Raw genomic sequence first — 22460 nt, forward strand, 5'->3', positions numbered from 1 at the left:
TATTTATTCTATTCCCAAGCGCTCTCGCTGATAACTACCATCTTGCACATGCTGGCACCACAACTCATTTTCTAAATACCATTTCACTGTTTTCAGTAATCCAGTTTCAAAAGTCTCTTCAGGTTGCCACCGCAACTCATTGCTCATTTTAGATGCATCAATAGCATAACGTCTATCATGGCCAGCTCTGTCAGTTACATAAATAATTTGTTGTTTATATTTTGTCGTTTTTGGAACTAGATCATCTAAAATCGAACAAATAGTTTCTACTACTTCAATATTCTTCTTTTCATTGTGGCCACCAATATTATAGGTTTCTCCAATCTTACCTTCGGTGACTACTTTGTATAAAGCACGCGCATGATCTTCCACATAAAGCCAGTCACGAATTTGATCACCTTTACCATATATTGGTAAATCTTTACCTTCTAATGCATTAAGGATCACTAACGGAATTAACTTTTCAGGGAAATGATACGGACCGTAGTTATTTGAACAATTAGTTACAATGGTTGGTAAGCCATAGGTGCGCAACCATGCGCGTACCAAATGATCTGAACTTGCCTTAGAGGCAGAATAAGGACTACTTGGGGTATAAGGAGTAGTTTCAGTGAATAAAGTCAATTCTTCTTGAGTTTGCACATCATCTGGGTGAGGTAAATCACCATAGACTTCATCAGTTGATATATGATGAAAACGAAATGTATGCTTGGCCTCTGTCGATAATGCAGTCCAGTACTCGCGAGCTGCTTCTAGCAGAGTATAAGTACCAACGATATTGCTTTGAATAAAGTCTGATGGTCCGATGATAGAGCGATCTACATGAGACTCCGCCGCTAAGTGCATTACCACATCGGGTTTATATTGCAAGAAAACCCTGTCTAGTTCAGCACGGTCACAAATATCAACTTGCTCAAAAGCATATCTATCACTTTTGTCAACACTAACAAGTGACTCAAGGTTACCTGCATAAGTCAGCTTATCAACATTCACTACACTATCTTGGGTGTTGTTAATAATATGACGAACGACTGCTGAGCCAATAAAGCCTGCACCACCAGTGACGAGAATCTTCACTACCAAATCCCCTTAGTATCTACCAATAGACCATTTTGAGGCTTTAATACTCTGAACTGCTGATGATCAACCAACATTACATGAATATCCGCAATATCAAATGCCTTTTTAGAGGAAACGAGTTCAATACCGGAAAGCTGTGGTGGTAATAAGTCAATATTAGGCTCTACCACGACAAGTAAACCTGTATGCATTTCACTGATAAACGCTGTAATACCAAGAGCAGGGCTTTCTCGTAAATCATCAATATTTGGTTTAAAAGCTAATCCATAACAAGCAATAGTTACATCCTTAGTAGTTTTTGTCGGATTAGCTTGTAAGAAGTCAGCTATAGCAAGTTTAACTTTTTCAATGACCCAACCAGGTTTAGCGTCATTTACTTTTCGAGCGGTATGAATTAATTGTGCTTGTTCAGGTGTTTTAGAGACAATAAACCAAGGATCTACTGCAATACAATGCCCACCAACTCCCGGGCCAGGCTGCAATATATTAATTCGTGGGTGACGATTAGCTAAAGATATCAGTTCCCAAACATTAATATCCAATTTATCACAAATGACTGAAAGCTCATTTGCGAAAGCAATTTGAACATCACGACAGCTATTCTCTGTCAGCTTTGCCATTTCAGCAGTGCGAGCATTAGTAATCACACAATCACCTTGAACAAACGTTTTATATAGCTCTACTGAACGTTCTGAACATTTTTTTGACATGCCACCGATGACACGGTCATTTTCTACTAATTCACGAACAACATGACCTGGTAGAACACGTTCTGGACAATGCGCTACGTTTACATCTGCATCTTCACCAGCAGACTGAGGGAATGATAAATCAGGTCTTGCTTCCGCTAACCACTCCGCAACTTGCTCTGTTGCCCCGACAGGAGAAGTCGACTCTAAGATTACTAAGTCTCCTTTTTTAAGTACAGGCGCAATACCATTACAAGCAGACTCAATATAACTCAAATCAGGTTCAGGAATTGCACCTTCTTGACAAGGCTTAAAAGGAGTTGGAACAGCAATTAAAAATGCATCTGCAGGCTCTGGCTGAGTTACAGCCTTTAAAAAACCTTCAGTAACAGCAGCATGTACAATCATATCTAAATCAGGCTCAACAATGTGAATTTTACCTTGATTGATAGTATCTACGGCATGTTGGTTAACATCGACACCAATCACTTTCTTTTTGCGTGAGGCAAACATTGCCGCTGTCGGTAAGCCAATATAACCTAAACCGATCACTGAAATTGTTTCGAATGACATTTTACTACCTTAATTTATTTTGCTAATTCATTTAAAATTCTTTGACAAGCCTCACCATCACCATATGGGTTATGGGCAAAGCTCATTTCTTTGTATGCTGCTTCGCTAGTAAGAAGCTCATTTAAATTAGATTCAATCGCATCAATGTCTGTACCAACCAACTTAACCGTTCCAGCATCAACTGCTTCAGGGCGCTCGGTTGTATCGCGCATAACCAGCACAGGCTTGCCTAATGAAGGTGCTTCCTCTTGAATCCCACCAGAATCTGTCAAGATTATATGGGCTCGACTCATCAAATATATAAAAGGTAAATACTGCTGTGGCTCAATCAAATGAATATTTGAAACATCACCTAAGATACGATTTACAGGCTCACGTACATTAGGGTTTAAATGCATTGGGTATAGAATTTGGGATTCAGGGTGTGCTTTTGCAGTAATAGCTAGTGCTTCACAAATTCGTTCAAACCCACCGCCAAAACTTTCACGTCTATGTCCTGTGACTAAAATCAATTTTTTAGATTCATCTAAAATTGGAAATTGATTTTTTAGTGTCGCGTTTAAGTCTTCATCATTTTCAATTTTATCTTTAACCATCAATAACGCATCGATAACGGTATTGCCCGTTACGATGATATTCTTTGGTTCAAAATTTTCTTTAATAAGATTTTGCTTAGATGTTTCTGTAGGAGCGAAGTGATATTTAGTTAACACGCCAGTTAAACGACGATTCGCTTCTTCTGGCCAAGGGGAGTAGATATTCCCAGTACGAAGCCCTGCTTCAACATGTCCGACTTCAATTTGTTCATAATATGCAGCTAGGCTTGCTGCAAAAGTTGTGGCTGTATCACCATGTACGAGCACTACATCCGGTTTAAACTCCTGTAAAACGGTTTTTAATTCTTGTACAATTCTTGCTGTTACGTCATTTAATGTTTGACCTGCTTTCATTAAATTCAAGTCGTAATCTGGTTTTATTTCAAATAACTCTAATACTTGGTCAAGCATTTCCCTGTGCTGTGCTGTAACACAACACTTTGCTTCAAATCGTTCATCAGATGCTAAAGCGTGAACCAAAGGTGCCATTTTAATAGCTTCTGGTCTGGTACCAAAAACAGTAAGAACTTTCTTTTTTGTCATTACTTTTCGACCTAATATTGAACAATTCCTAGAACTAGAAATTGAATTACTACTCATTTACACCTCAACCATTAAACCCAAGCTGAGACACTTTTAAACCATTTTGAGACAGTCAAACCTTCACTATCCCTTGTAAAACCTAGGTTTCGTGCTTTTTCTTAAAACAGTCCCAATAGGCTCTTTTTTTTCTTTTTTCTTTTCTTTGTTTAATCTTCTTTTCTAACGAAATGCCTGATTAAAACAATCATTACCGCTAACATGCCGCCTAGCATTGTGCCTAATACACAAATCAAGGCTCGTTTAGGACCTGCTTTTTCTTCTGGGACTAATGCTGGGTCAATGGTTTTAAATACGTATTCTTCACGTACTTCAGCAAACATAATTGTTTTAGTTTGCTCTTCAATTAGCTGGTAAAGTATCGTGCGAATATCTGCAACATTAGTTTGGGCTATCTGAGTTTCTAGAAATGCGGTACTGCGCTGAGCTTCTGCCACATCGCGCTGTTTCATTTCTAAGTTGATATCTTCTACTAACCATTTAACCCACTGTTGGGCAACTGATGGTGATAAATGCTCTACCGACACTTTCACCATGCCGGTTTCTTTATCACTATTAATAGCGATAGCTTTATTAAATTCTTTGTAGGCTTCCTGCATTGAAGGTTCAGGCTTAAATGGGGCTTTAACCTCACGAATCCATTTGTTGTTTTTAGCATCAAACATTTCAGCATCATACACTAGTGTATCTGATGCCATGTCCCATTTTTCAGCCGCCATGAGGTCGGTAAGAATATTATGCTTTTGAATAAACTCACTGGTAAATTGACGTGATTTAACCACTTCTATCGCCATTTGAGTTTTGTCAACACCACCGCCACCACCAAGGTTGATGCCAGCCATACTTGCAAGACCGCCAAACTGTCCAGCAAGTGCGGCTAAACCACCGCCACCTTGTTCCCCGTCTGCCGGTGAAAGTAGCGCTTCTGATTTATAAGTATTTGGTTGACTAAGTGCAAACAAAACAGAACCAACAGCGAAGACAGCAGTTACTGCAATGATCAACCATTTGCCTTTCCAAATTACTGAAAATAGCTCTCGTAAATCGATTTCATCATCTGCAACAACTTGCGGAGTCGAAGTAAAATTAGCATCTGTGTAATTTTTTGGTATTTGGTTTTTCATGTTTGTTATTAATAGATTTACAGCGATGCTTACTTTGTATTAGCTTAGGCTGTAAATCTAGTTTTTATCCCTGTAATTAATTGGTTGACGCGGTTTAGGATTTTAAAACAAAATTTTACAAGCCTGAAATCGTTGCCAATGCAACCGCAGAGTTATAGACAATTTGTGTCACTTGAGTCCAAAGGGTTAAGTTATCTTTGTACTCAGTATCAAGCGGTACAATAACAGTATCTCCGGCACTTAAAGCGGCCTTGCTGCTAAACCAGAAGCTTTGTTTTGGCATCATTACCGAGCCGTCTGCTTTAATGATATAGGTTCTACCGTCATCAGCACGTTCTCTTGGGCCACCTGACATAGATAAGTATTGGTCTAAAGTCGTGCCTTCTTTAAATCTATGAGTTGACGGGTGCTGTACTTCGCCCATAACAGACACGATTTGTTTCGTGGTAGGCACATACAAAATATCTTTATCTTCAAGTTGTATATCTGCTTGCTCTATTCCCACTTGAATTGCATTTAGATCTACAACTAAACGGCCAACTGCTTGAATATTTTCTAAGTCCGTAAGCATTAGCTGTGCTTCAGAGTAATTAACTACCGTGCCGTCTTTCGACACACCACGGGTTGCAATATCACGACGTAATTGGTCAGCAAGCTTCTTAATTTCAAGTTGCTCTTGTTGCTTTACTGATTCTCTAACAAAAACCGCAGCAGTAGGGAAAGCGAAGTCAGTAAACCCACCTGCGCGTTGCATAACATCGGCAAGCGTTTCGCCTCTACGAATGTTATACAACCCAGGAAATTTCACTTCACCTCGGATTTCAATCGATTTACGCTCTTGCCATTCTGGAGTTGTTAGTACGACCAACATATCACGGCCTTCTAATAACAAATCATCAGATGGAAGGTGATTTATGGCATTATTAATATTGACGTGTATATGGTTGATGTCTGAAAGCGAATCAGAATTTTCAGTTCGGGTTAATTCAGCTCTATTTGTATAAGCACCTTCAACTAAACCACCTGCAGCAACAAGTAAATCACTGACTTTTGCATTAGTTGCTAATGGGTATATACCGCCATTTTTAACTTTGCCAGAAATGGCAACTACTTGAGCTTTTTCTAAAGGGCTACTTTGCTGTGATAACTTGCTAATAATAGGAAATAACAACTCTTCACGGCTCATTGAGCCACTTAATTTAATTAAGTCTCTGTCATCAAATAAATTAGATAACATTTTACTGACTTCATCACCGATAAGTTGTTCTTGCTCATTTAGTTCCTTATCAGAACCAGGAATAACTATTCCACCGATTGAAGCTTTATGCATCATTGAACCAGCAGCATCAATATTCATTGACTTAAAACCAGCTTTAAATAAGTCGTTGCCAATAAGTGAGTCACTGCTTAATGATTTTATTTTTTTTGCTCTATTTTGAACTAATTTATTTAATTCATAACGATTTATCGATGAATCATCATAATTAAACAAAATGACTTTATCTCTTGGACTTAAAGCAATATTTTCTGACTGAACCTGCTGCGAAATGGCTTTACCTGGTGAAAATTGTAGTACTTCAATTTTACCAAACTTGTTCACTTCACGAATGATTAATGCGTAGTTCAAATCGGCAGATATGGCTAAATCCCCCCAAATGGTAGGTAACAGATCGTTAACCTTCTGTCCCTGATACCACTGGTACTTACCAGGTCGTACAACCGCACCAACAAGGGTTACTGCATCTTCATATTGCATAGAAGCACTTTTTACACGAATAAAATCACCCGCTTTCGCTAGCTTGCTAGCTGCTTTTGCTGATGTTAAGTCAACATTGACGATGGTTTTTAAACCGTTGTGATTATATCGCTCAATGCTGCTTCGCTTGGGATATGCACCGGGGTTAACACCTGCAGCCATTTTGACCACATCATCAATAGTTTCATTGCTCTTAATTTCATAAATGGCCGGACGTCTAATTTCACCGGTAATACTTACTCGTCCACCGACTGATGGAATGAAAACTACATCACCAGAACGTAAATTAATATCTTTTGATGCATCACCTTTTAGCAGCAGATCATATAAATCAAAGCTACCAACTAACTGCCCCTGACGTTTTACTTGAATATTACGTAAACTACCTATTTCATTTACGCCACCAGCTGCAAACAGAGCTTGTGTAATGGTAGATAAACTAGAGACAGTATACGAACCAGGTTTATAGGCATCACCAGCGATAAAAATGCGAATAGAACGTAATTCACCTAGGGTAATATTTGATTCAATACCGATCATTTGTTTTTGAATTCGCTCGCCTAGATACTCGCGTAATTCAGAAAACGTTAGCCCCACAACCGATATAGGCCCCAATTCTGGGAATTGAATATTGCCATCACGACCGATTGTTAAACTGTATTCTCGGTTGTCTTTACCATAAAGCTGTACATTTAATGTATCTCCAGGACCAACCATATAATCACTGGGGACCGGAATATCTGAAATAGGCGAAAATGTCATTGGCTCGCCAGCAAACATGTCATAACCAAAAAATGTTAATTCATCTTTTTTACTATCTTCTTCAAAGTTCAGGTTATTTTTTTCGTTTTCTTTAGCACTTAATTGCTCTTTGCTACTGGTATAGCGTTCAGGCATTTCGGTTGCTTGTTGAAACTGGTTTGATTGACTTGTTTGACCAGAAAGTGCAGAAGGGTCTATGCCGTATTGTTTAGCAAGCCTTTGTTGCTCAGAGGCAGGTAAGGTTTTAAATTGCTCTATCATTTGTGGAGAGGGGGTTACAGCTTGAATAGGTGCGCTGATAACTAAAGTCGCACTCAGTGCCGCTATTGCGAATATTTTAATCTTCTGTAACACCATGTATCTCCAAGTAAATAATAGCAAATGAATTTTTGAGCTAAAAATTAATTATAAAAAAATAATCTTATATGTGTTATTTGTTTTGATGTTTGCATTTTTTGCTAATTAGACTGATTGCAATCATGCTTAATTCTAATTCGGGCACGCTACCGATCCGCGTGGCGGGCATTGCCCTGATTCAGTACATCCTGTACTTCACCCTTCAGGCCAGCTGAAGCTGTTAATCATTGTTCCCGACAATGATTTTCGGCTTATAGCTAAACGAATGAAACTGTTCATTCGATGCCCTTCAGACACGCTACCGATCCGCGTGGCGGGCATTGCCCTGATTCAGTACATCCTGTACTTCACCCTTCGGGCCAGCTGAAGCTGTTAATCATTGTTCCCAACAATGATTTTCGGCTTATAGCTAAACGAATGAAACTGTTCATTCGATGCCCTTCGGGCACGCTACCGCCCATAGATTACGGCTTCTAACGTGCCCTTCAATAAATGAAATTCTAATTTTGATTGAAACTAAAGGTCAGTGCTAAGCTATATACTGACTTCTTACTTATACGAACTTATACGAACTTATTTTTACTAAATGCAACTGTGGTTAAATAGCAACCTTTAGTAAAAACACGTTATGTTACCCTATATTTTTTGTACCTAAATAAGTCATTTTAAAAAACTGAATCTCCTGCACATAAAACCTGGCATTAAAACAAAACATCAACACTATTACGTAAAAAATTAACGCTTAGCGTTCATTAAATTTTCTTAATGCTACTACTATCTACACACATTCTTTTTTGTTGCCCCATGATATTAAACAATACAAAACAGCGTTTTTGGGCATTCTTTTCTTCAAAGATGGCTTCTAAGTCTACAAATGGCCCGTCAGTAAATTGGACTTTGTCTCCTGCGATTAAATCACTTTCAACATCAGGCTTGTGAACTGAAACTCTGTTTTTTATTGCTTGTATAATTCGATCATCAATGGGAGTCATGGTTTCGCTACAGCCAATGATACGACTGGCACCTCGAGTTGAATGTATGCGGCTGACACTGACTTCTAAGGGATCAAAATAGATAAACAAATAACATGGGAATAGCGGGACATCGACGAGTTTGGTCTTTCCGTTTGAGGTTTTCTCTTCTTGAATGATAGGTAAGTAACTTTCGACTTGTTGTAATGCTAAGTTTTGTTGCGCTCTAACTTCACCGCGCGGCTTACAATATAACAAATACCATGACTTCATTTTCTACTCACTTAATATCATTCAAGGTAACGTCCATTATCACCAAGCGCAGTATTTTATCAAAGCCAGTAAGCTAAGTGAAAGCTTTTTGATATTTAATATTTCAAATGCTGCAAATTGATACGAAAGTGTTCAATTGTATTACTTATGTGGCGTCGTAAGAGGGCTTTCAATGAACAATAATAAAAAACCGTATCAAGATTAGATACGGTTTAATCATAAAGAGTAACTTAACTAATACAACTAATAATAAAACCTATTTTGTTTCAGGCTGTGGCGGATAGTTCAACATCACTTGTGAAATCGCCGAGTTGATGATTTGTACTCGCTCTTCTGGGGTGTTTTTATTGCGGATAGTATCTGCAACACTGCCGCGCCATACTAAATTGCCGGTTTTGTTATCGATTAAATCAACAATTAAGGTGCCGACTTCGTATTCACGTACTGTGGTTTGGGTGTTCATCCCTGCTCCGCCCCAGCCACGACGACCATAATATGGGTAGTAACCAAAACTGGTATTGAAGGTGTCGACATTAATTTTTTTATCGACTTTAGTTAAGTAGTTAACCAGTAAGTCAGCTTCAGTAATGTCTGCTTTTGTTAAGCCTTTTTGCCCAAGTTCGTTGTTAACAGCATCGCGAACACGTTGGTCCATTAAGCCATCCAGATGATAACTTGCATCTTGGTTTTTCTTTTCGACCCAAGAGTAGGTTTTATATTGGTCAAATGAAACGGCTGGATCAAAATCGGTATTGGTTTTTAAGGTACTACATGCACTTAATGCTAAAACCGCTGCAGCAACAAATAACTTTTTCATAATAACTCCGAATAACAACCCAAACTGGCTGTTTCTGTATTAAATACATTTTAATGAGGCTAATAAATAGCTTACCTAGCTAAACTATAATCATCAACTGATAATATTAACAATAGTCGCTTTAGCCAGTTTTCTAAATGTTTAACAGCAAGCTTTATCCTTAACCACAGCGAAAATGATTCTTACCTAGTGGATGGGCTTAGTTAATGAGCTTAGTGCTCGCCAATAAGATAACAGCTAGATTATCCGCTAGAGGGGTCGTTTGCTGCTTTAGCCAACTCAGTTAGTTTGTTAAACTGTGTGTATTGATTATTTATTGTAAAGTACAAGTGAACCTATGCGTATTGATCCTAATGTTTCTTTAGTTTATAGCACCGATGGCGGTAAAATTGCTCAAGAAAAGCCAACAGAGCAAATTCCAGTAGGTGACGGCATTGTCCGCATCCATAAAGACAGTAAAGGCCGTAAAGGAAAAGGCGTTAGTATCATTAAAGGGCTTGGGCTTGATGCTAAAGCGTTAAAAGCCTTAGCGCAAAAACTTAAAAAACAATGTGGTTGTGGCGGTACGGTAAAAGAGTTCAATATTGAAGTGCAAACTGATGACCGTGAAAAAATCAAAACCTTGCTAGAGAAAATGAACTATACGGTCAAACTTGCTGGTGGTTAAGCCTACGCTAATGCTTACATTTAATATTAGTATTTGCCTAAGTCTAAGTATTAGCAATCGCCAATCAAGCTTAAATCACAACCTCGGGTTTAAGGGCATTTAAGTATGTATGTTAAATTGACACCTAGTTTTTCAAAAGGATAAATAATGGACAGTTTACAAGGTCATCTGTTAATTGCTATGCCCTCTTTAGATGAGTCTTTTTTTGAGCGTGCTGTCATTTATATTTGCGAGCATAACGATAAAGGCGCCATGGGCGTAATGATCAATCGGCCAACCAATATCGTTATTGATGAGCTGCTAGAGCAAATTGGCTTAGCTAAAAAAGTGCAATTAAGCCTACCCCTTGAAGAATCGGTAGTTTTAGGCGGCCCAGTTGATACCGACAGAGGCTTTGTATTGCATACGCCACAAACTGATTGGGTTAATAGTGAGCCCGTAAGTGAATTTTGCATGCTAACCACATCACGAGATGTGCTTAATGCCCTAGGTACTGAAGAGTCGCCAAAACAATTTATTGTCGCTCTAGGCTATGCTGGTTGGAGCAAAAACCAGTTAGAAGAAGAGTTAGCTGAAAACACCTGGTTAACTATTGAAGCCACACCCGAACTCGTTTTTAACCAAGACTATAATCAGCTTTGGACTCAAGCCACCAAACAATTAGGCTTTGATATTTGGCAAATATCATCACAAGTTGGTCACTCTTAAGCTTTTAAAACTCGCTAATACACCAATTAATGTTTATAAACGCCAAGTATTCATCTTCAATTGCTGTCAGTTAATCAATTGGCTTTGCAACTGTCGATACTCATTATTACGATTATCCAGAGAACAACATGCAATCTAAAACAGTATTAGGCTTTGATTTTGGCACCAAAAGTATCGGTGTTGCGGTTGGCCAGGAAATCACGTCAAGTGCGGCACCAATTTCGGCCATAAAAGCCAATGATGGCATCCCTAATTGGGATGAAATTGAAGCGGTACTAAAAGAGTGGCAACCTGATTTAGTCGTTGTTGGTTTACCGCTTAATATGGACGGTACCGAACAAGAGATGACTCAGCGGGCGCGAAAATTTGCCAATCGCATTAGTGGCCGCTTTGGGGTAAAAGTGGTCACTCAAGATGAGCGCCTCACCACCACAGACGCCAAAGCAAGACTATTTGAATTAGGCGGCTATAAAAAGCTCACCAAAGGCCAAGTTGATGCAGTATCTGCAGTCCTGATTATCGAAAGCTATTTCGAAAACCAGTATTCATAACTAGCTTTAAATTCTAGACACAAAAAAGGAGTCAACTGACTCCTTTTTTATTGTTCACCATTGCATTAATTAAAGATAAGGCTTCACCAGATTGGCCATCATATTGATATGGTCATCATTATCATTTAAACATTCAATGTAGCGGAATTTTTTACCACCGGCATGTTCAAATACTTCGCGGTTCTCACCTTTTATTTCTTCTAATGTTTCTAAGCAGTCTGCGCTAAATGCAGGGCAAACAACTGCGATATCGGTAATGCCTTGGCCTGGTAACGCTTCCATGGTGGCATCGGTATAAGGCTGTAACCACTTGGCTTTACCAAAACGTGATTGGAAGGTCATCACATATTCGTCTTCCGTCAAACCTAGTTTTTCGACCACTAAGCGAGTACTTTTAACGCAAAAACAATAGTAAGGATCGCCTAAATGCAGATTACGTTCTGGCATACCGTGATAAGACAACACTAGCTTTTCCGGTTTTCCATTTGCATCAAAATCCGCTTGAATTGATTTAGCTAATGCATCAATAAAGTTAGGATCGTCATGGTAGGTATTAATAAAATGCAGCGCTGGAATATAGCGCCATTTACATAGCTCTTTGGCAATAGCATCAAAGGCTGACGCAGTGGTAGGTGCGGCATATTGAGGATAAAGCGGTAAAACAATAATCTTATCAATTCCGTCTTTGTGCATTTGCTGTAACACACTTGGGGTTGATGGGTTACCGTAACGCATGGATAAATGCACTGATGCATCGACATCGTGCTGCTTAAACAAGGCATCAAGCTTGGCCTGTTGACGTAAGCTAATATCCATTAAAGGCGAACCATCTTTGGTCCACACTTCTTTGTAAAGTGCTGCAGATTTTGCTGGGCGCACTCTTAAAATAATCCCGTGTAAGATACACATCCACACTAATTTAGGGATTTCGACTACCCGAGGATCAGATAAAAATTCTGCGAGGTAGCGACGAACGGCTGAGGCGGTAGGTTCATCAGGGGTGCCTAAATTCATTAACAGCACACCGGTTTTGCCACGGGTTTTGTGGCCGACTTCTTTACTTAATCCAGAAAATTTGAACAAGATTGACTCCGAGAAAAGTGATTATTGATGATGCCCGATTAAATATTTATTACTTAAGGCATCATCCAATAACGGCTATTTGTCATGCTAATAATAGCCACGCAAATTTATCTGCAAGCTTATGCTTTATTAGCAATATTATTATTTATAGCACTGACTCTATCGCTTTTTTCAACTCTTCGCTATCTGGTTTTACTCGAGAGTTGAATTGCTGCACACTTTCACCGTCTGCGCTAACAAGGTATTTATAAAAATTCCATTTAGGCGCTGCTGATTTTTCACCTAAATAAGAAAATACCGAGTTAACATCGCTGCCTCTGACTGCAGAGGTCGACACCATGGTGAATGTCACGCCGTAATTTAAAAAACACACATCTGCGGTTTTGGCTTCATCATCTTCTTCTTGAAAGAAATCATCCGATGGAAAACCAATGACCACTAAATCATCTTTATATTGCTGATGCAGCGCTTCAAGTGCTTTAAATTGCGGTGTAAAACCGCAGTTACTGGCGGTATTAACAATTAATACTGGTTTACCTGCGGTTAACTCACATAAATCGACCGTATCTTCAGAATGTAATTTTCTGGCTTCTACATTAAGGTATTCAGGACAGCTATTAGCCATTGAATTCGTTGAAAAAGCACTAAAGCTTAAACCGATTAAGCCTGCTGATAATAAGAGTTTGTTCATTTTGATTCCTTTCCAACATATATCTAAAATAATCTATTTAAGGTAAATCATACTTGCGGCTTTTGCTTTAACGCCACTTTGACAAAAAGTTTTGACTACACAGGCCACAAGTACATATACGTTTTAATAAGCGTATCAGATCAAACTGATACACTGGGCTTAGAAATAAAAGCCAACATTAATATTGAGCCGAGAATGCCAAGCGGTATCACCATTATCAATGCCAATCCCATCGCCACCAGCAAACCACATATTCTTGCCAGCAATCCAGTCGACATATGAATAAAACTTACCGGCAGCAATCATACAACCGGTGACATTTTGAATAGAGTCATCTAAGCCTTCACCAGAAGCGACCACCTGACTGTAATCGTTGTAACAGTTTAATTGGCTAATCGGGCCCCAATCCACATCAATTTGACGCGATAAGTTCAACGTTACCACATCGGCTTTAGCGGCAATGTCAAACGGCGCGGCAAAAGCAGCTAAGGTGATGCGGTTGCTGTTGTCTAAATCATAGTCATAATGAATATACTGAGTTTGTAATTGCCATTGCTGCCAATCTAACTGCCAATGTACAGCTGCAGTAATACTTGTGGTATCTTCGCCTTCAGCTGCATTTTCAAAGCCATCTGGTACATATTCTAAATTACTATATTGAAATGACGCGCCAAGTTTACTCTTAAACTCATCACCTATGGTTTTTTCAATGCGTAAGTTTAATTGGCCGGCTTCTTGATAAGGAGAGTCTTTTGTTGTGCCAACATCAAATGAGTAACGATCGAAGCGACTGCCATCACCATACTCATCATTAACAAAGTATGCGGCATCATAACGCCAGCCATTGCCTTGGTATTGATAATGAATACCGGCATCATAATCATCTTCTAAGCCTAGATAATAAGTCGCCCCAAACCAAAATGAGTGAGAAGCCACTGGCATAACGCCAAATGGCACTTGCGTGACGCCCACTTGCACCTTTTGGTTTTCATCAAATTGATAACCCATATAAGCATGGTGTACCACATCCATATACTCATACCAGCGGTATTGGGCTGAGGCAAATAAGCCACTGTCTGACTTGTAATTTACATCAGCTCTAAACAGTTCAAACTCAAGCGTGCCATTACCATCAGCGTAATCTTGCCAACCATAATTTACCCTTACTGCCCCACCAATATCGAGCTCATCATTAATACTGACAGCCTGAGCCGAAGATGACATAAGTGTAAATGCCGCTATTAGCGATGTTGCTAATACGTTTTTTTTGAAACTAAACATGGGATCCCTAGGGGGGGTAATTGGTTGGATTGTTATTATAGCAAATTAGCAGACTGTAAATGGTAAGTATTTGTAACGTTAAAAAAGGCCTAGGCTTACGCCTTGGCCTTTTTATAAAATATTTAATAATATCAATGGAGATTAACACTAATGTGAACACATAGTTAAAAGCACAACCAACATTAGCCGTTAATTCATATCAAATGTCACCCCATCCATCATGCCTGACGAGTTAGCTTCATTACTTTGCAGTTTAATCATTAAGCGTAAATCATTGGGTGAATCAGCGTGATGTAATGCATCGGCATAGCTAATCTCTTTTTCAAGATATAAATCCAACAAGGCTTGGTCGAATGTTTGCATGCCCTGCTCTCTTGATTTAGCCATGGTTTCTTTGAGTAAATGCAGCTCATTGTTAGCAATTAAACTGGCTATACGTGGGGTATTAATTAACACTTCGATTGCTGCCCTACGGCCACTACCATCAGATTTTGCCACTAATTGCTGCGCCACAATACCGCGAAGGTTTAATGATAAATCAAACAATAGCTGGTTATGCTTGCTCTCAGGCACTAAATGCATAATACGGTCTAACGCTTGGTTAGCGTTGTTAGCATGCAAGGTCGCCATACATAAGTGACCTGTTTCAGCAAATGTTAAGGCAAATTCCATGGTTTCTTGAGTACGAATTTCACCAATCAAAATCACATCGGGCGCTTGACGCAGCGAACTTTTAAGCGCGGCATCAAATGAATCAGTATCAATACCGACTTCTCGCTGGGTGATAATACTTTTGCGATGGTCATGAACAAATTCTACTGGGTCTTCTATGGTCAAAATATGCCCGCGAGCATGGGCATTACGATAACCCACTAATGCTGCCAGCGAAGTTGATTTACCAGTACCAGTGCCACCCACCATGATGATCAAACCACGTTTACTCATCACCAAGTCTTTAAGGATCGGCGGTAGTTTTAAGTCATCAACTTCAGGAATTTTGGTTTCAATTCGGCGCATCACGCAGCCGGGTGATTCACGTTGCCAAAAAGCACTGACACGGAAACGGCCTAAATCTTTTGCAGCAAAAGCAAAGTTACATTCACGAGACTCGTGAAACTCCTTCTTTTGCACCTCTGTCATTAAGGATTCAACAAACTCTAATGACTGCTCAGGGTTAAAGCTATTATCCGATAGTGGTCTTAGCTCACCATCAATTTTGGCGCTGGGCGGAAAGCCTGCAGTAATAAATAAATCTGAAGCCTTTCTGTCAACCATTACCTTTAAAAAAGGATGCACATCCATTTTACTTTCCTTTAAAAGTTAGCTTGTTTGTTAGAGCTTTTTGACATGGCATCATCACGGCTAATAAGGCCGCGATTGACTAGGTTTTGTAGACACTGTTCAAGGGTTTGCATTCCATGAGACATACCCGTTTGAATAGCTGAATACATTTGTGCGACTTTATCTTCACGAATAAGGTTACGAATAGCTGGCGTGCCCATCATAATTTCGTGAGCTGCCACTCGGCCGCCGCCAACCTTTTTAATTAAGGTTTGCGATATAACCGCCTGCAAAGATTCAGACAACATAGTACGTACCATGTCCTTTTCGCCTGCAGGGAATACATCAACAATACGGTCAACGGTTTTAGCCGCTGAGGTGGTATGCAAGGTGCCAAAAACCAAGTGACCGGTTTCTGCTGCTGTCATTGCTAAGCGAATGGTTTCAAGGTCACGCATCTCACCCACAAGAATAACATCGGGATCTTCACGCAGTGCACTTCGAAGCGCCGCTTCAAAACTATGGGTATGTTTATGCACTTCACGTTGGTTGACCAAACATTGCTTATTTTGGTGCACAAATTCTATTGGGTCTTCAATGGTCAGAATATGGTCATGGCGTTCATTATTAATATAATCCACCATCGCCGCTAGTGTTGTAGACTTACCAGAACCTGTCGGCCCTGTTACTAAGACTAATCCACGAGGGAAGCTTGAAATCTTTTTGAAAATTTCAGGAGCGCCTAACTGCTCAAGTGATAATATATCGCTGGGAATGGTACGGAAAACGGCACCAGCCCCACGGGATTGGTTAAATGCGTTAACACGAAAACGGGCAAGGTTTGGCACTTCGAACGAGAAATCGATTTCTAAATGTTCTTCGAAGTCCTTACGCTGTTTATCATTCATGATGTCATAGACTAATCCATGAACAGCTTGATGGTCTAATGCGGGTAAGTTGATTTTTCTCACTTCACCATCAACGCGAATCATCGGAGAAACACCGGCAGAAAGGTGTAGATCTGATGCATTGTGCTTTACACTAAAGGCAAGTAACTCAGTTATTTCCATGACTAATGACATCCATTCAAACAAATCAAAACAATATGACAACAATAGCAGACCGAATATCAATCGCCCAGAGCCAAATTGCACAAGCGACGCAAAATTGTTCACGTAATAGTGAAGAAGTCACCTTACTTGCCGTCAGTAAAACTAAGCCCATATCGGCTATTATTGAGGCTTATCAAGCAGGCCAGCGCTGCTTTGGTGAAAATTATGTCCAAGAGGGCGAAGAAAAAGTCCTCGCACTAAAAGATGACTATTGTGATATTGAGTGGCATTTTATCGGCCCTTTGCAGTCCAACAAGTCGCGTATTGTTGCCGAGCATTTTGATTGGATGCACACTTTAAGTCGTGAAAAAATCGCTAAGCGCCTCAATGACCAAAGACCAGCAGGTAAAGCGCCGTTGCAAGTGTGTATTCAAGTTAATATCAGTGAAGAGGCATCAAAGTCAGGGGTGATAGCGACCGAGGTTAGCGCTTTAGCTAAGGTGATAGCATCGCTCCCTAATTTGACTTTACGAGGCTTAATGGCCATACCGACTGCCACCAGCGATATCGCTCTGCAACGCCAAGAATTTGCCAAACTGCAACAGCTTTTTGCGCAGCTAAAAAGCCAATACCCTGACATTGACACCCTATCAATGGGCATGAGTAATGATCTGGCGGTGGCGATTGAGCATGGCTCTACCATGGTCAGAATTGGCACCGCAATATTTGGCGCTCGAGATTACCCATAAACCCTAAAGGCCAAAAACGCCAAATCATTAATTAAAATTTATCCGCTACTGCTTGTATTAGTAAGCAATAGCCCAAACATTAGTAAATAAGCAATTAGCAAATAACAGCCGACATAAAAATTAAAAGTGATCCTTAATATGACTCAAGCAAAAGTATGTTTTATCGGTGCAGGCAATATGCCCCGCTCAATTATCAGTGGTTTAGTCAGTAATGGTTACCCAGCAGATCGTATTCACGCCACCAATCCCAGTGTTGGTAAATTAGATGCGTTAAAAGCCGATTTTAATATTGGTGTATCTCACGACAATATTGCTGCTGCAGATGATGCAGATGTGATTGTGCTCAGCGTAAAACCGCAGTTAATGCAAATGGTGTGTGAACAACTAAGTCAGTTAGATTTATCAAAAAAGTTATTAATCACTATCGCTGCAGGCATTCCTGCGGCGCGCTATGTCGATTATTTTAAGCAACCGATTAACCTTATTCGCACTATGCCTAATACACCAACGCAAATTGGCGTGGGTATGACAGGCTTATACGCCGATGAATCCATTTCAGCAGAGCATAAACAAATTTGCGAAACCTTAATGATAAGTGGTGGCAAAATAGTTTGGGTTGAAAAAGAAGACGAGCTTAACCAAGTGATTGCATTAGCTGGCAGTTCACCGGCTTATTTTTTCTTGTTTATTGAGTCTATGATTGACCATGGCATTAAATCTGGCATGGATGAAACCACAGCCAGAGCGCTTGCCCAGCAGGCGGCATTAGGCGCGGCGCAAATGGTGATTCAAAATCCACAACTTTCATTAGCAACCTTGCGTAATAATGTTACCTCAAAAGGCGGCACTACAGCTCAAGCGGTTGAAACCTTCGAACAAGGCGATTTACGCGGTTTAGTGGATAAAGCTATGACAAACTGCATAAAACGGGCACAAGAAATGGCAAAAACATTTTAAACAAACGATATTTAATGGAAAATAGCCCGTGAAGATAATTTTCAGTTCAATTTTAGATCAACTTCAGATCAACTAAGGCACACTCAATGAATGCACTACATTTCTTAATCGATACCGTTTTTGGTCTTTATCTTATGATAGTCCTGCTGCGCTTTTGGCTACAATTAGCCAGAGCTGATTTTTACAATCCATTTAGCCAGTTTGTGATTAAAGCCACTCAACCTATCATAGCCCCAATGCGCCGTGTATTGCCGTCTATGGGCAGTATTGATACCGCATCAATCGTACTGGCCTTATTGGTGGTATTTATAAAATATTCAATACTTACCGCTATGACACCTGCTGCGCTATTTGACCCATTAATGCTTGGTGTTCTTACTGTGGTTTCAGTATTAAAAGAAGCTGGAGTATTACTGTTTTGGGTACTCATTCTGCGCGCACTGCTTAGCTGGTTTAACCAAGGTCACAACCCGATTGTGAGGGTAATGGATCAACTTACCGAACCCTTTTTAGCCCCTGTTCGTCGTATCCTGCCTCCTATGGGTGGTTTAGACTTATCGGTGATGTTAGTGCTGATTGCAATGAACTTCCTTAATATTTTGTTAGCGCAATACATTCCATTTTGGGCTCAGGTTTAAATTTCATGTTTTACGTTTTAACCTCCGAGCGAGCTTAAGCTGATGCCTGTCGTTATTCAGCAACAGAGTAACCTGTTGCTGAACCTTTATATTCAGCCTAAGGCCAGCCGTGATAAAATTGTGGGCTTACATGGTGATGAAATAAAAATCGCCATCACAGCCCCGCCAATCGACGGTAAAGCCAATAGCCACCTGATAAAGTATTTAGCCAAAGCCTTTAAAGTGCCAAAGTCTGATGTGATGCTTCTAAAAGGGCTTCAAGGCCGTCATAAGCAAGTGAAGATACTTAGCCCGTTAAAGATCCCGCCTGAAATATCGCAGATAATAGCCCAATGCAACTAAGCATCGATTAGTGAAATCATCCATTATTGAAATCATCCATCAAAATGATCCAATTACGGGTGATCTGGCTAAAAATTCTCTATACTTAAGTCTACATTCCAATTAGTGAATCAACTCTTTCGTCGCGACGATTAACTAACCTAGGGCTAAACTAACCCGCTAGGTCAATTAAGCCAGTTGTTAGCAACACAGAGTCGATCAAGGATTTAGATTATGTTTCGCACCCTTTTATGTAGCTTTGTCATTTTAATGAGTACCCTAACGACCGTTCAAGCAGAACAAAAACAGACTGTCGGTAATTATGATATTCATTACATGGCATTAGGTAGTACCTTTATTACCCCTGCTATTGCCAAAACCTATGGTATTGAACGCAGTAATTACAACGGTATTGTCAATATTGCAGTGTTAGATACCAGTCAAGAAGGTAATCCCGCCGTTGCTGTTGAAATCGCTGGCGTAGCCAACAACTTACTTGATGCACGAATGGATTTAGAGTTTAAAGAAATCCGTGAAGGCGATGCTATTTATTATATCGCCCAAGTGCCATACCGAGACGATCAACAAATCAACTTTAACCTGACGATAAAGTACGGCAATAAGCTCAATACATCGTTAAAGTTCAAACAAAAATTTTATGTGGAATAAGGCTAAACAGCGGCTTATTTCAAATGATTTTGCACTTTTAACAAGCTAAACCTCAAGGTTTAGCTTTTTATTTAGTTGCGCAAACCATAGCTATTTTATCCTTTGCTGCTGTCTATCAACTCAGTGCTTAGGTATCATTAGGCCAATTTCATTGATGAAAATTTAAATAGCCAGTCAAGGCGAAAACTAAGCCTTTTTTAAGGCTAGATGCCACTTATTTGATGTGAGTTTTAGTTTACTGCAAAGCCTGCTCACCCCATAAGCACTATTTAAAACATCAGCCCCCTTATTTAATAAAAAGGTATTCCATGCAACAGATTGTTTTAGCAAGCGGTAACAAAGGTAAACTAACAGAGTTTGATCAGATGCTAGCCCAATTTGATATTGAGGTTTTACCGCAAAACCAATTTAACGTTCCAGAAGTGGCTGAAACAGGCACCACCTTTATTGAAAATGCCATTATTAAAGCCCGTCACGCTGCAGAAATCACTGGTAAAGCCGCAATCGCAGATGATTCTGGTTTAGAAGTTGATGCCCTTCAAGGCGCACCGGGGATTTATTCAGCCCGTTACGGCGGCGAAGGCGCCAGCGAGCAAGACAACTACCTTAAATTACTTGCTGCATTAGCAGACAAAACACAGCGCAAAGCACGCTTTCAGTGTGTATTGGTTTATATGCGCCATGCTAAAGACCCAACCCCAATAGTTTGCCAAGCGGCATGGGAAGGCACTATAGGATTGAGCCCTCAAGGTGAGCAAGGCCATGGCTACGACCCTATCTTTATTCCACAGGGGTTTGATATTTCGGCTGCCGAGCTTTCAAGTGAGCAAAAAAACCAGTTGAGCCACCGTGGGTTAGCACTTACTTTGCTTGTAGACGCTATGAAAGCCAAAGGGATTATTAAGTAACTATCATGCAATCAGCGAAATTATCTCTGCCACCACTGAGCTTATATATCCATATCCCTTGGTGCGTTCAAAAGTGCCCATATTGTGATTTTAACTCCCATGGTCAGCATGGAGTATTACCGCAACAAGCTTATGTTGATGCACTTTTAGCCGATCTCAATCACGACCTTCACTATGTACAAGGGCGAAAACTTCACAGCATTTTTATTGGTGGCGGCACGCCATCTTTATTTGAAGCCACCCAAATACAGCGCATTCTAGCCGGTGCTGAAGCCGCCATTGGTTTTGAAGATGATATTGAAATTACCATGGAAGCCAATCCGGGTACGTTAGAGCATGATGACTTTGCCGCATATCGCGCTGCAGGGGTGACGCGCTTGTCCATTGGGGTGCAAAGTTTCTCAAAAGATAAACTCAACCTTCTTGGCCGTATCCATGATGAGGATGAAGCCGTTACCGCTGCTAATACAGCCCGTAATGCAGGTTACAACAGCTTTAACTTAGATTTAATGCACGGCTTACCTAATCAGTCATTTGATGAAGCCATGGCCGATATCGATACTGCTGCTGGGTTAATGCCACCGCATTTATCTTGGTATCAACTGACCATAGAGCCAAATACCTTATTTCACTCTAAACCGCCACAATTGCCTGACGATGAAAACTTGTGGCATATCTATGAGCAAGGACAGAAGAAGCTAGCAGCACTTGGCTATGTGCAATATGAAATCTCTGCTTATGCCAAAGATGGATTTCAGTGCAAACATAATCTCAATTATTGGCAGTTTGGCGATTACTTGGGGATTGGCTGCGGCGCCCATGGCAAGATTACTCAACCTGAGCTCAATAAGATTATTCGCACCGTCAAAATTAAGCATCCGAAGGGTTATCTAGCAACGTCAGATTACACCAGTGAAACTACTGAAGTGCTAGCTGAAGATCGCGCACTTGAATATTTAATGAATCGACTCAGGTTAATGACGGCTATCCCTAAAACTGAATTTGAACTGCGCACCGGCTTACCTGTGTCAGAGCTTGATGAAGGTATTGCTAAATCAATTAAAAGAGGCTTATTAACCGAAACTGAGACCCATTGGCAATTAACCGCCAAAGGCCATATGTTTGTTAATGATATTTTGTCGCAGTTTTTAGATTAGCTACTTTATAGCTAGCTGATTTATTAAAGTTATTACTAGCCTATATAACTAGTCTACTTATTACTGGCATATTTATTACTAGCCTATTTATTACTAGCCTATATAAAAGCCTGATGGATTACCTTTATAAACAAGGTTAATGCATTAGG

General features: G+C 40.1%; 22 protein-coding genes. 10 read left to right on the forward strand and 12 right to left on the reverse strand.

All coding sequences use genetic code 11. The features are described 5' to 3' along the window. Window positions 1-3: 3 nt before the first annotated feature. The 7 genes from rfbB to Q4591_RS14770 form a co-directional block, all read right to left on the reverse strand. Entirely contained in the window at window positions 4-1077 is a 1074-nt protein-coding gene (gene rfbB, locus Q4591_RS14740) for a dTDP-glucose 4,6-dehydratase (protein ID WP_303461693.1), read from the reverse strand. After that, window positions 1077-2342 (reverse strand): UDP-N-acetyl-D-mannosamine dehydrogenase, encoded by a 1266-nt coding sequence (wecC, locus tag Q4591_RS14745; protein WP_303461696.1) that lies wholly within the window; start codon window positions 2340-2342, stop codon window positions 1077-1079. The genes rfbB and wecC overlap by 1 nt, the downstream gene beginning before the upstream one ends. Before the next feature lie 14 nt (window positions 2343-2356). Next, window positions 2357-3481, reverse strand: a complete 1125-nt coding sequence (gene wecB / locus Q4591_RS14750) for a non-hydrolyzing UDP-N-acetylglucosamine 2-epimerase (protein WP_303461699.1) — start codon at window positions 3479-3481, stop codon at window positions 2357-2359. A 206-nt stretch (window positions 3482-3687) separates the two neighbouring features. Beyond that, on the reverse strand, window positions 3688-4662 hold the full coding sequence (locus tag Q4591_RS14755) for a Wzz/FepE/Etk N-terminal domain-containing protein (RefSeq protein ID WP_303446057.1): 975 nt from the start codon (window positions 4660-4662) through the stop codon (window positions 3688-3690). Window positions 4663-4777: 115 nt separating this feature from the next. After that, window positions 4778-7537, reverse strand: coding sequence for an SLBB domain-containing protein (locus tag Q4591_RS14760; protein ID WP_303461701.1), 2760 nt, complete (start codon window positions 7535-7537; stop codon window positions 4778-4780). A gap of 752 nt (window positions 7538-8289) precedes the next feature. After that, window positions 8290-8781 carry a transcription/translation regulatory transformer protein RfaH gene (gene rfaH, locus Q4591_RS14765; RefSeq protein WP_102519267.1) on the reverse strand — a complete coding sequence of 164 codons (492 nt, stop codon included), beginning with the start codon at window positions 8779-8781 and terminating at the stop codon, window positions 8290-8292. A gap of 256 nt (window positions 8782-9037) precedes the next feature. After that, the gene (locus Q4591_RS14770) at window positions 9038-9598 is read right to left on the reverse strand and encodes a DUF4136 domain-containing protein (protein WP_102475764.1); all 561 of its coding nucleotides are present in this window, start codon (window positions 9596-9598) and stop codon (window positions 9038-9040) included. 337 nt (window positions 9599-9935) lie between these two features. Between Q4591_RS14770 and yciH the strand changes: the two genes are divergently transcribed. The 3 genes from yciH to ruvX all read left to right on the forward strand — a co-directional run bounded on the left by yciH (window position 9936) and on the right by ruvX (window position 11524). Beyond that, complete coding sequence (yciH, locus tag Q4591_RS14775; RefSeq protein WP_102440615.1) at window positions 9936-10265, forward strand: stress response translation initiation inhibitor YciH; 330 nt, start codon at window positions 9936-9938, stop codon at window positions 10263-10265. Window positions 10266-10412: 147 nt separating this feature from the next. Further along, complete coding sequence (locus Q4591_RS14780) at window positions 10413-10973, forward strand: YqgE/AlgH family protein (RefSeq protein WP_102440616.1); 561 nt, start codon at window positions 10413-10415, stop codon at window positions 10971-10973. A gap of 128 nt (window positions 10974-11101) precedes the next feature. Then, the gene (gene ruvX, locus Q4591_RS14785; protein WP_102440617.1) at window positions 11102-11524 is read left to right on the forward strand and encodes a Holliday junction resolvase RuvX; all 423 of its coding nucleotides are present in this window, start codon (window positions 11102-11104) and stop codon (window positions 11522-11524) included. 69 nt (window positions 11525-11593) lie between these two features. Here ruvX and hemH read toward each other — a convergent pair whose 3' ends face one another. From hemH to Q4591_RS14810, 5 genes are all read right to left on the reverse strand, one after another. Then, window positions 11594-12607 carry a ferrochelatase gene (hemH, locus tag Q4591_RS14790; protein WP_102475765.1) on the reverse strand — a complete coding sequence of 338 codons (1014 nt, stop codon included), beginning with the start codon at window positions 12605-12607 and terminating at the stop codon, window positions 11594-11596. A 145-nt stretch (window positions 12608-12752) separates the two neighbouring features. Further along, window positions 12753-13298 (reverse strand): glutathione peroxidase, encoded by a 546-nt coding sequence (locus tag Q4591_RS14795; protein ID WP_102475766.1) that lies wholly within the window; start codon window positions 13296-13298, stop codon window positions 12753-12755. 159 nt (window positions 13299-13457) lie between these two features. Further along, window positions 13458-14579, reverse strand: coding sequence for a hypothetical protein (locus tag Q4591_RS14800; RefSeq protein WP_303461704.1), 1122 nt, complete (start codon window positions 14577-14579; stop codon window positions 13458-13460). A 189-nt stretch (window positions 14580-14768) separates the two neighbouring features. Beyond that, window positions 14769-15881 carry a PilT/PilU family type 4a pilus ATPase gene (locus Q4591_RS14805; RefSeq protein ID WP_102440621.1) on the reverse strand — a complete coding sequence of 371 codons (1113 nt, stop codon included), beginning with the start codon at window positions 15879-15881 and terminating at the stop codon, window positions 14769-14771. A gap of 11 nt (window positions 15882-15892) precedes the next feature. Further along, window positions 15893-16930 (reverse strand): type IV pilus twitching motility protein PilT, encoded by a 1038-nt coding sequence (locus Q4591_RS14810; RefSeq protein ID WP_076542380.1) that lies wholly within the window; start codon window positions 16928-16930, stop codon window positions 15893-15895. A 35-nt stretch (window positions 16931-16965) separates the two neighbouring features. Here Q4591_RS14810 and Q4591_RS14815 point away from each other — a divergent pair, with 35 nt between their 5' ends. From Q4591_RS14815 to hemW, 7 genes are all read left to right on the forward strand, one after another. Further along, window positions 16966-17661 carry a YggS family pyridoxal phosphate-dependent enzyme gene (locus Q4591_RS14815; protein ID WP_102440640.1) on the forward strand — a complete coding sequence of 232 codons (696 nt, stop codon included), beginning with the start codon at window positions 16966-16968 and terminating at the stop codon, window positions 17659-17661. Window positions 17662-17799: 138 nt separating this feature from the next. After that, window positions 17800-18618: a pyrroline-5-carboxylate reductase gene (gene proC, locus Q4591_RS14820; RefSeq protein WP_102440622.1), complete on the forward strand. Its 819-nt coding sequence runs from the start codon at window positions 17800-17802 to the stop codon at window positions 18616-18618. Between the two features lie 86 nt (window positions 18619-18704). Further along, window positions 18705-19256 carry a YggT family protein gene (locus Q4591_RS14825; protein WP_303461706.1) on the forward strand — a complete coding sequence of 184 codons (552 nt, stop codon included), beginning with the start codon at window positions 18705-18707 and terminating at the stop codon, window positions 19254-19256. Between the two features lie 42 nt (window positions 19257-19298). Next, window positions 19299-19598 carry a DUF167 family protein YggU gene (gene yggU / locus Q4591_RS14830; RefSeq protein ID WP_102440624.1) on the forward strand — a complete coding sequence of 100 codons (300 nt, stop codon included), beginning with the start codon at window positions 19299-19301 and terminating at the stop codon, window positions 19596-19598. Window positions 19599-19811: 213 nt separating this feature from the next. After that, the gene (locus Q4591_RS14835; RefSeq protein ID WP_102440625.1) at window positions 19812-20246 is read left to right on the forward strand and encodes a DUF4426 domain-containing protein; all 435 of its coding nucleotides are present in this window, start codon (window positions 19812-19814) and stop codon (window positions 20244-20246) included. A gap of 308 nt (window positions 20247-20554) precedes the next feature. Then, entirely contained in the window at window positions 20555-21154 is a 600-nt protein-coding gene (rdgB, locus tag Q4591_RS14840) for an RdgB/HAM1 family non-canonical purine NTP pyrophosphatase (RefSeq protein WP_303461708.1), read from the forward strand. Window positions 21155-21159: 5 nt separating this feature from the next. Next, on the forward strand, window positions 21160-22311 hold the full coding sequence (hemW, locus tag Q4591_RS14845) for a radical SAM family heme chaperone HemW (RefSeq protein ID WP_102475648.1): 1152 nt from the start codon (window positions 21160-21162) through the stop codon (window positions 22309-22311). The last annotated feature ends 149 nt before the right edge of the window (window positions 22312-22460 follow it).

It is taken from the genome of Shewanella sp. 3_MG-2023 (assembly GCF_030548765.1).
Classification (GTDB): Bacteria; Pseudomonadota; Gammaproteobacteria; order Enterobacterales; family Shewanellaceae; genus Shewanella.

Excerpts from the sequence above, each read along its gene's own strand:
- wecC (WP_303461696.1), bottom strand. The coding sequence starts at position 2,342 with ATGTCATTCGAAACAATTTCAGTGATCGGTTTAGGTTATATTGGCTTA.
- wecB (WP_303461699.1), bottom strand. The coding sequence starts at position 3,481 with ATGACAAAAAAGAAAGTTCTTACTGTTTTTGGTACCAGACCAGAAGCT.
- Q4591_RS14755 (WP_303446057.1), bottom strand. The coding sequence starts at position 4,662 with ATGAAAAACCAAATACCAAAAAATTACACAGATGCTAATTTTACTTCG.
- Q4591_RS14760 (WP_303461701.1), bottom strand. The coding sequence starts at position 7,537 with ATGGTGTTACAGAAGATTAAAATATTCGCAATAGCGGCACTGAGTGCG.
- rfaH (WP_102519267.1), bottom strand. The coding sequence starts at position 8,781 with ATGAAGTCATGGTATTTGTTATATTGTAAGCCGCGCGGTGAAGTTAGA.
- Q4591_RS14770 (WP_102475764.1), bottom strand. The coding sequence starts at position 9,598 with ATGAAAAAGTTATTTGTTGCTGCAGCGGTTTTAGCATTAAGTGCATGT.
- yciH (WP_102440615.1), top strand. The coding sequence starts at position 9,936 with ATGCGTATTGATCCTAATGTTTCTTTAGTTTATAGCACCGATGGCGGT.
- Q4591_RS14780 (WP_102440616.1), top strand. The coding sequence starts at position 10,413 with ATGGACAGTTTACAAGGTCATCTGTTAATTGCTATGCCCTCTTTAGAT.
- ruvX (WP_102440617.1), top strand. The coding sequence starts at position 11,102 with ATGCAATCTAAAACAGTATTAGGCTTTGATTTTGGCACCAAAAGTATC.
- Q4591_RS14795 (WP_102475766.1), bottom strand. The coding sequence starts at position 13,298 with ATGAACAAACTCTTATTATCAGCAGGCTTAATCGGTTTAAGCTTTAGT.
- Q4591_RS14800 (WP_303461704.1), bottom strand. The coding sequence starts at position 14,579 with ATGTTTAGTTTCAAAAAAAACGTATTAGCAACATCGCTAATAGCGGCA.
- Q4591_RS14805 (WP_102440621.1), bottom strand. The coding sequence starts at position 15,881 with ATGGATGTGCATCCTTTTTTAAAGGTAATGGTTGACAGAAAGGCTTCA.
- Q4591_RS14810 (WP_076542380.1), bottom strand. The coding sequence starts at position 16,930 with ATGGAAATAACTGAGTTACTTGCCTTTAGTGTAAAGCACAATGCATCA.
- Q4591_RS14815 (WP_102440640.1), top strand. The coding sequence starts at position 16,966 with ATGACAACAATAGCAGACCGAATATCAATCGCCCAGAGCCAAATTGCA.
- proC (WP_102440622.1), top strand. The coding sequence starts at position 17,800 with ATGACTCAAGCAAAAGTATGTTTTATCGGTGCAGGCAATATGCCCCGC.
- Q4591_RS14825 (WP_303461706.1), top strand. The coding sequence starts at position 18,705 with ATGAATGCACTACATTTCTTAATCGATACCGTTTTTGGTCTTTATCTT.
- yggU (WP_102440624.1), top strand. The coding sequence starts at position 19,299 with ATGCCTGTCGTTATTCAGCAACAGAGTAACCTGTTGCTGAACCTTTAT.
- Q4591_RS14835 (WP_102440625.1), top strand. The coding sequence starts at position 19,812 with ATGTTTCGCACCCTTTTATGTAGCTTTGTCATTTTAATGAGTACCCTA.
- rdgB (WP_303461708.1), top strand. The coding sequence starts at position 20,555 with ATGCAACAGATTGTTTTAGCAAGCGGTAACAAAGGTAAACTAACAGAG.
- hemW (WP_102475648.1), top strand. The coding sequence starts at position 21,160 with ATGCAATCAGCGAAATTATCTCTGCCACCACTGAGCTTATATATCCAT.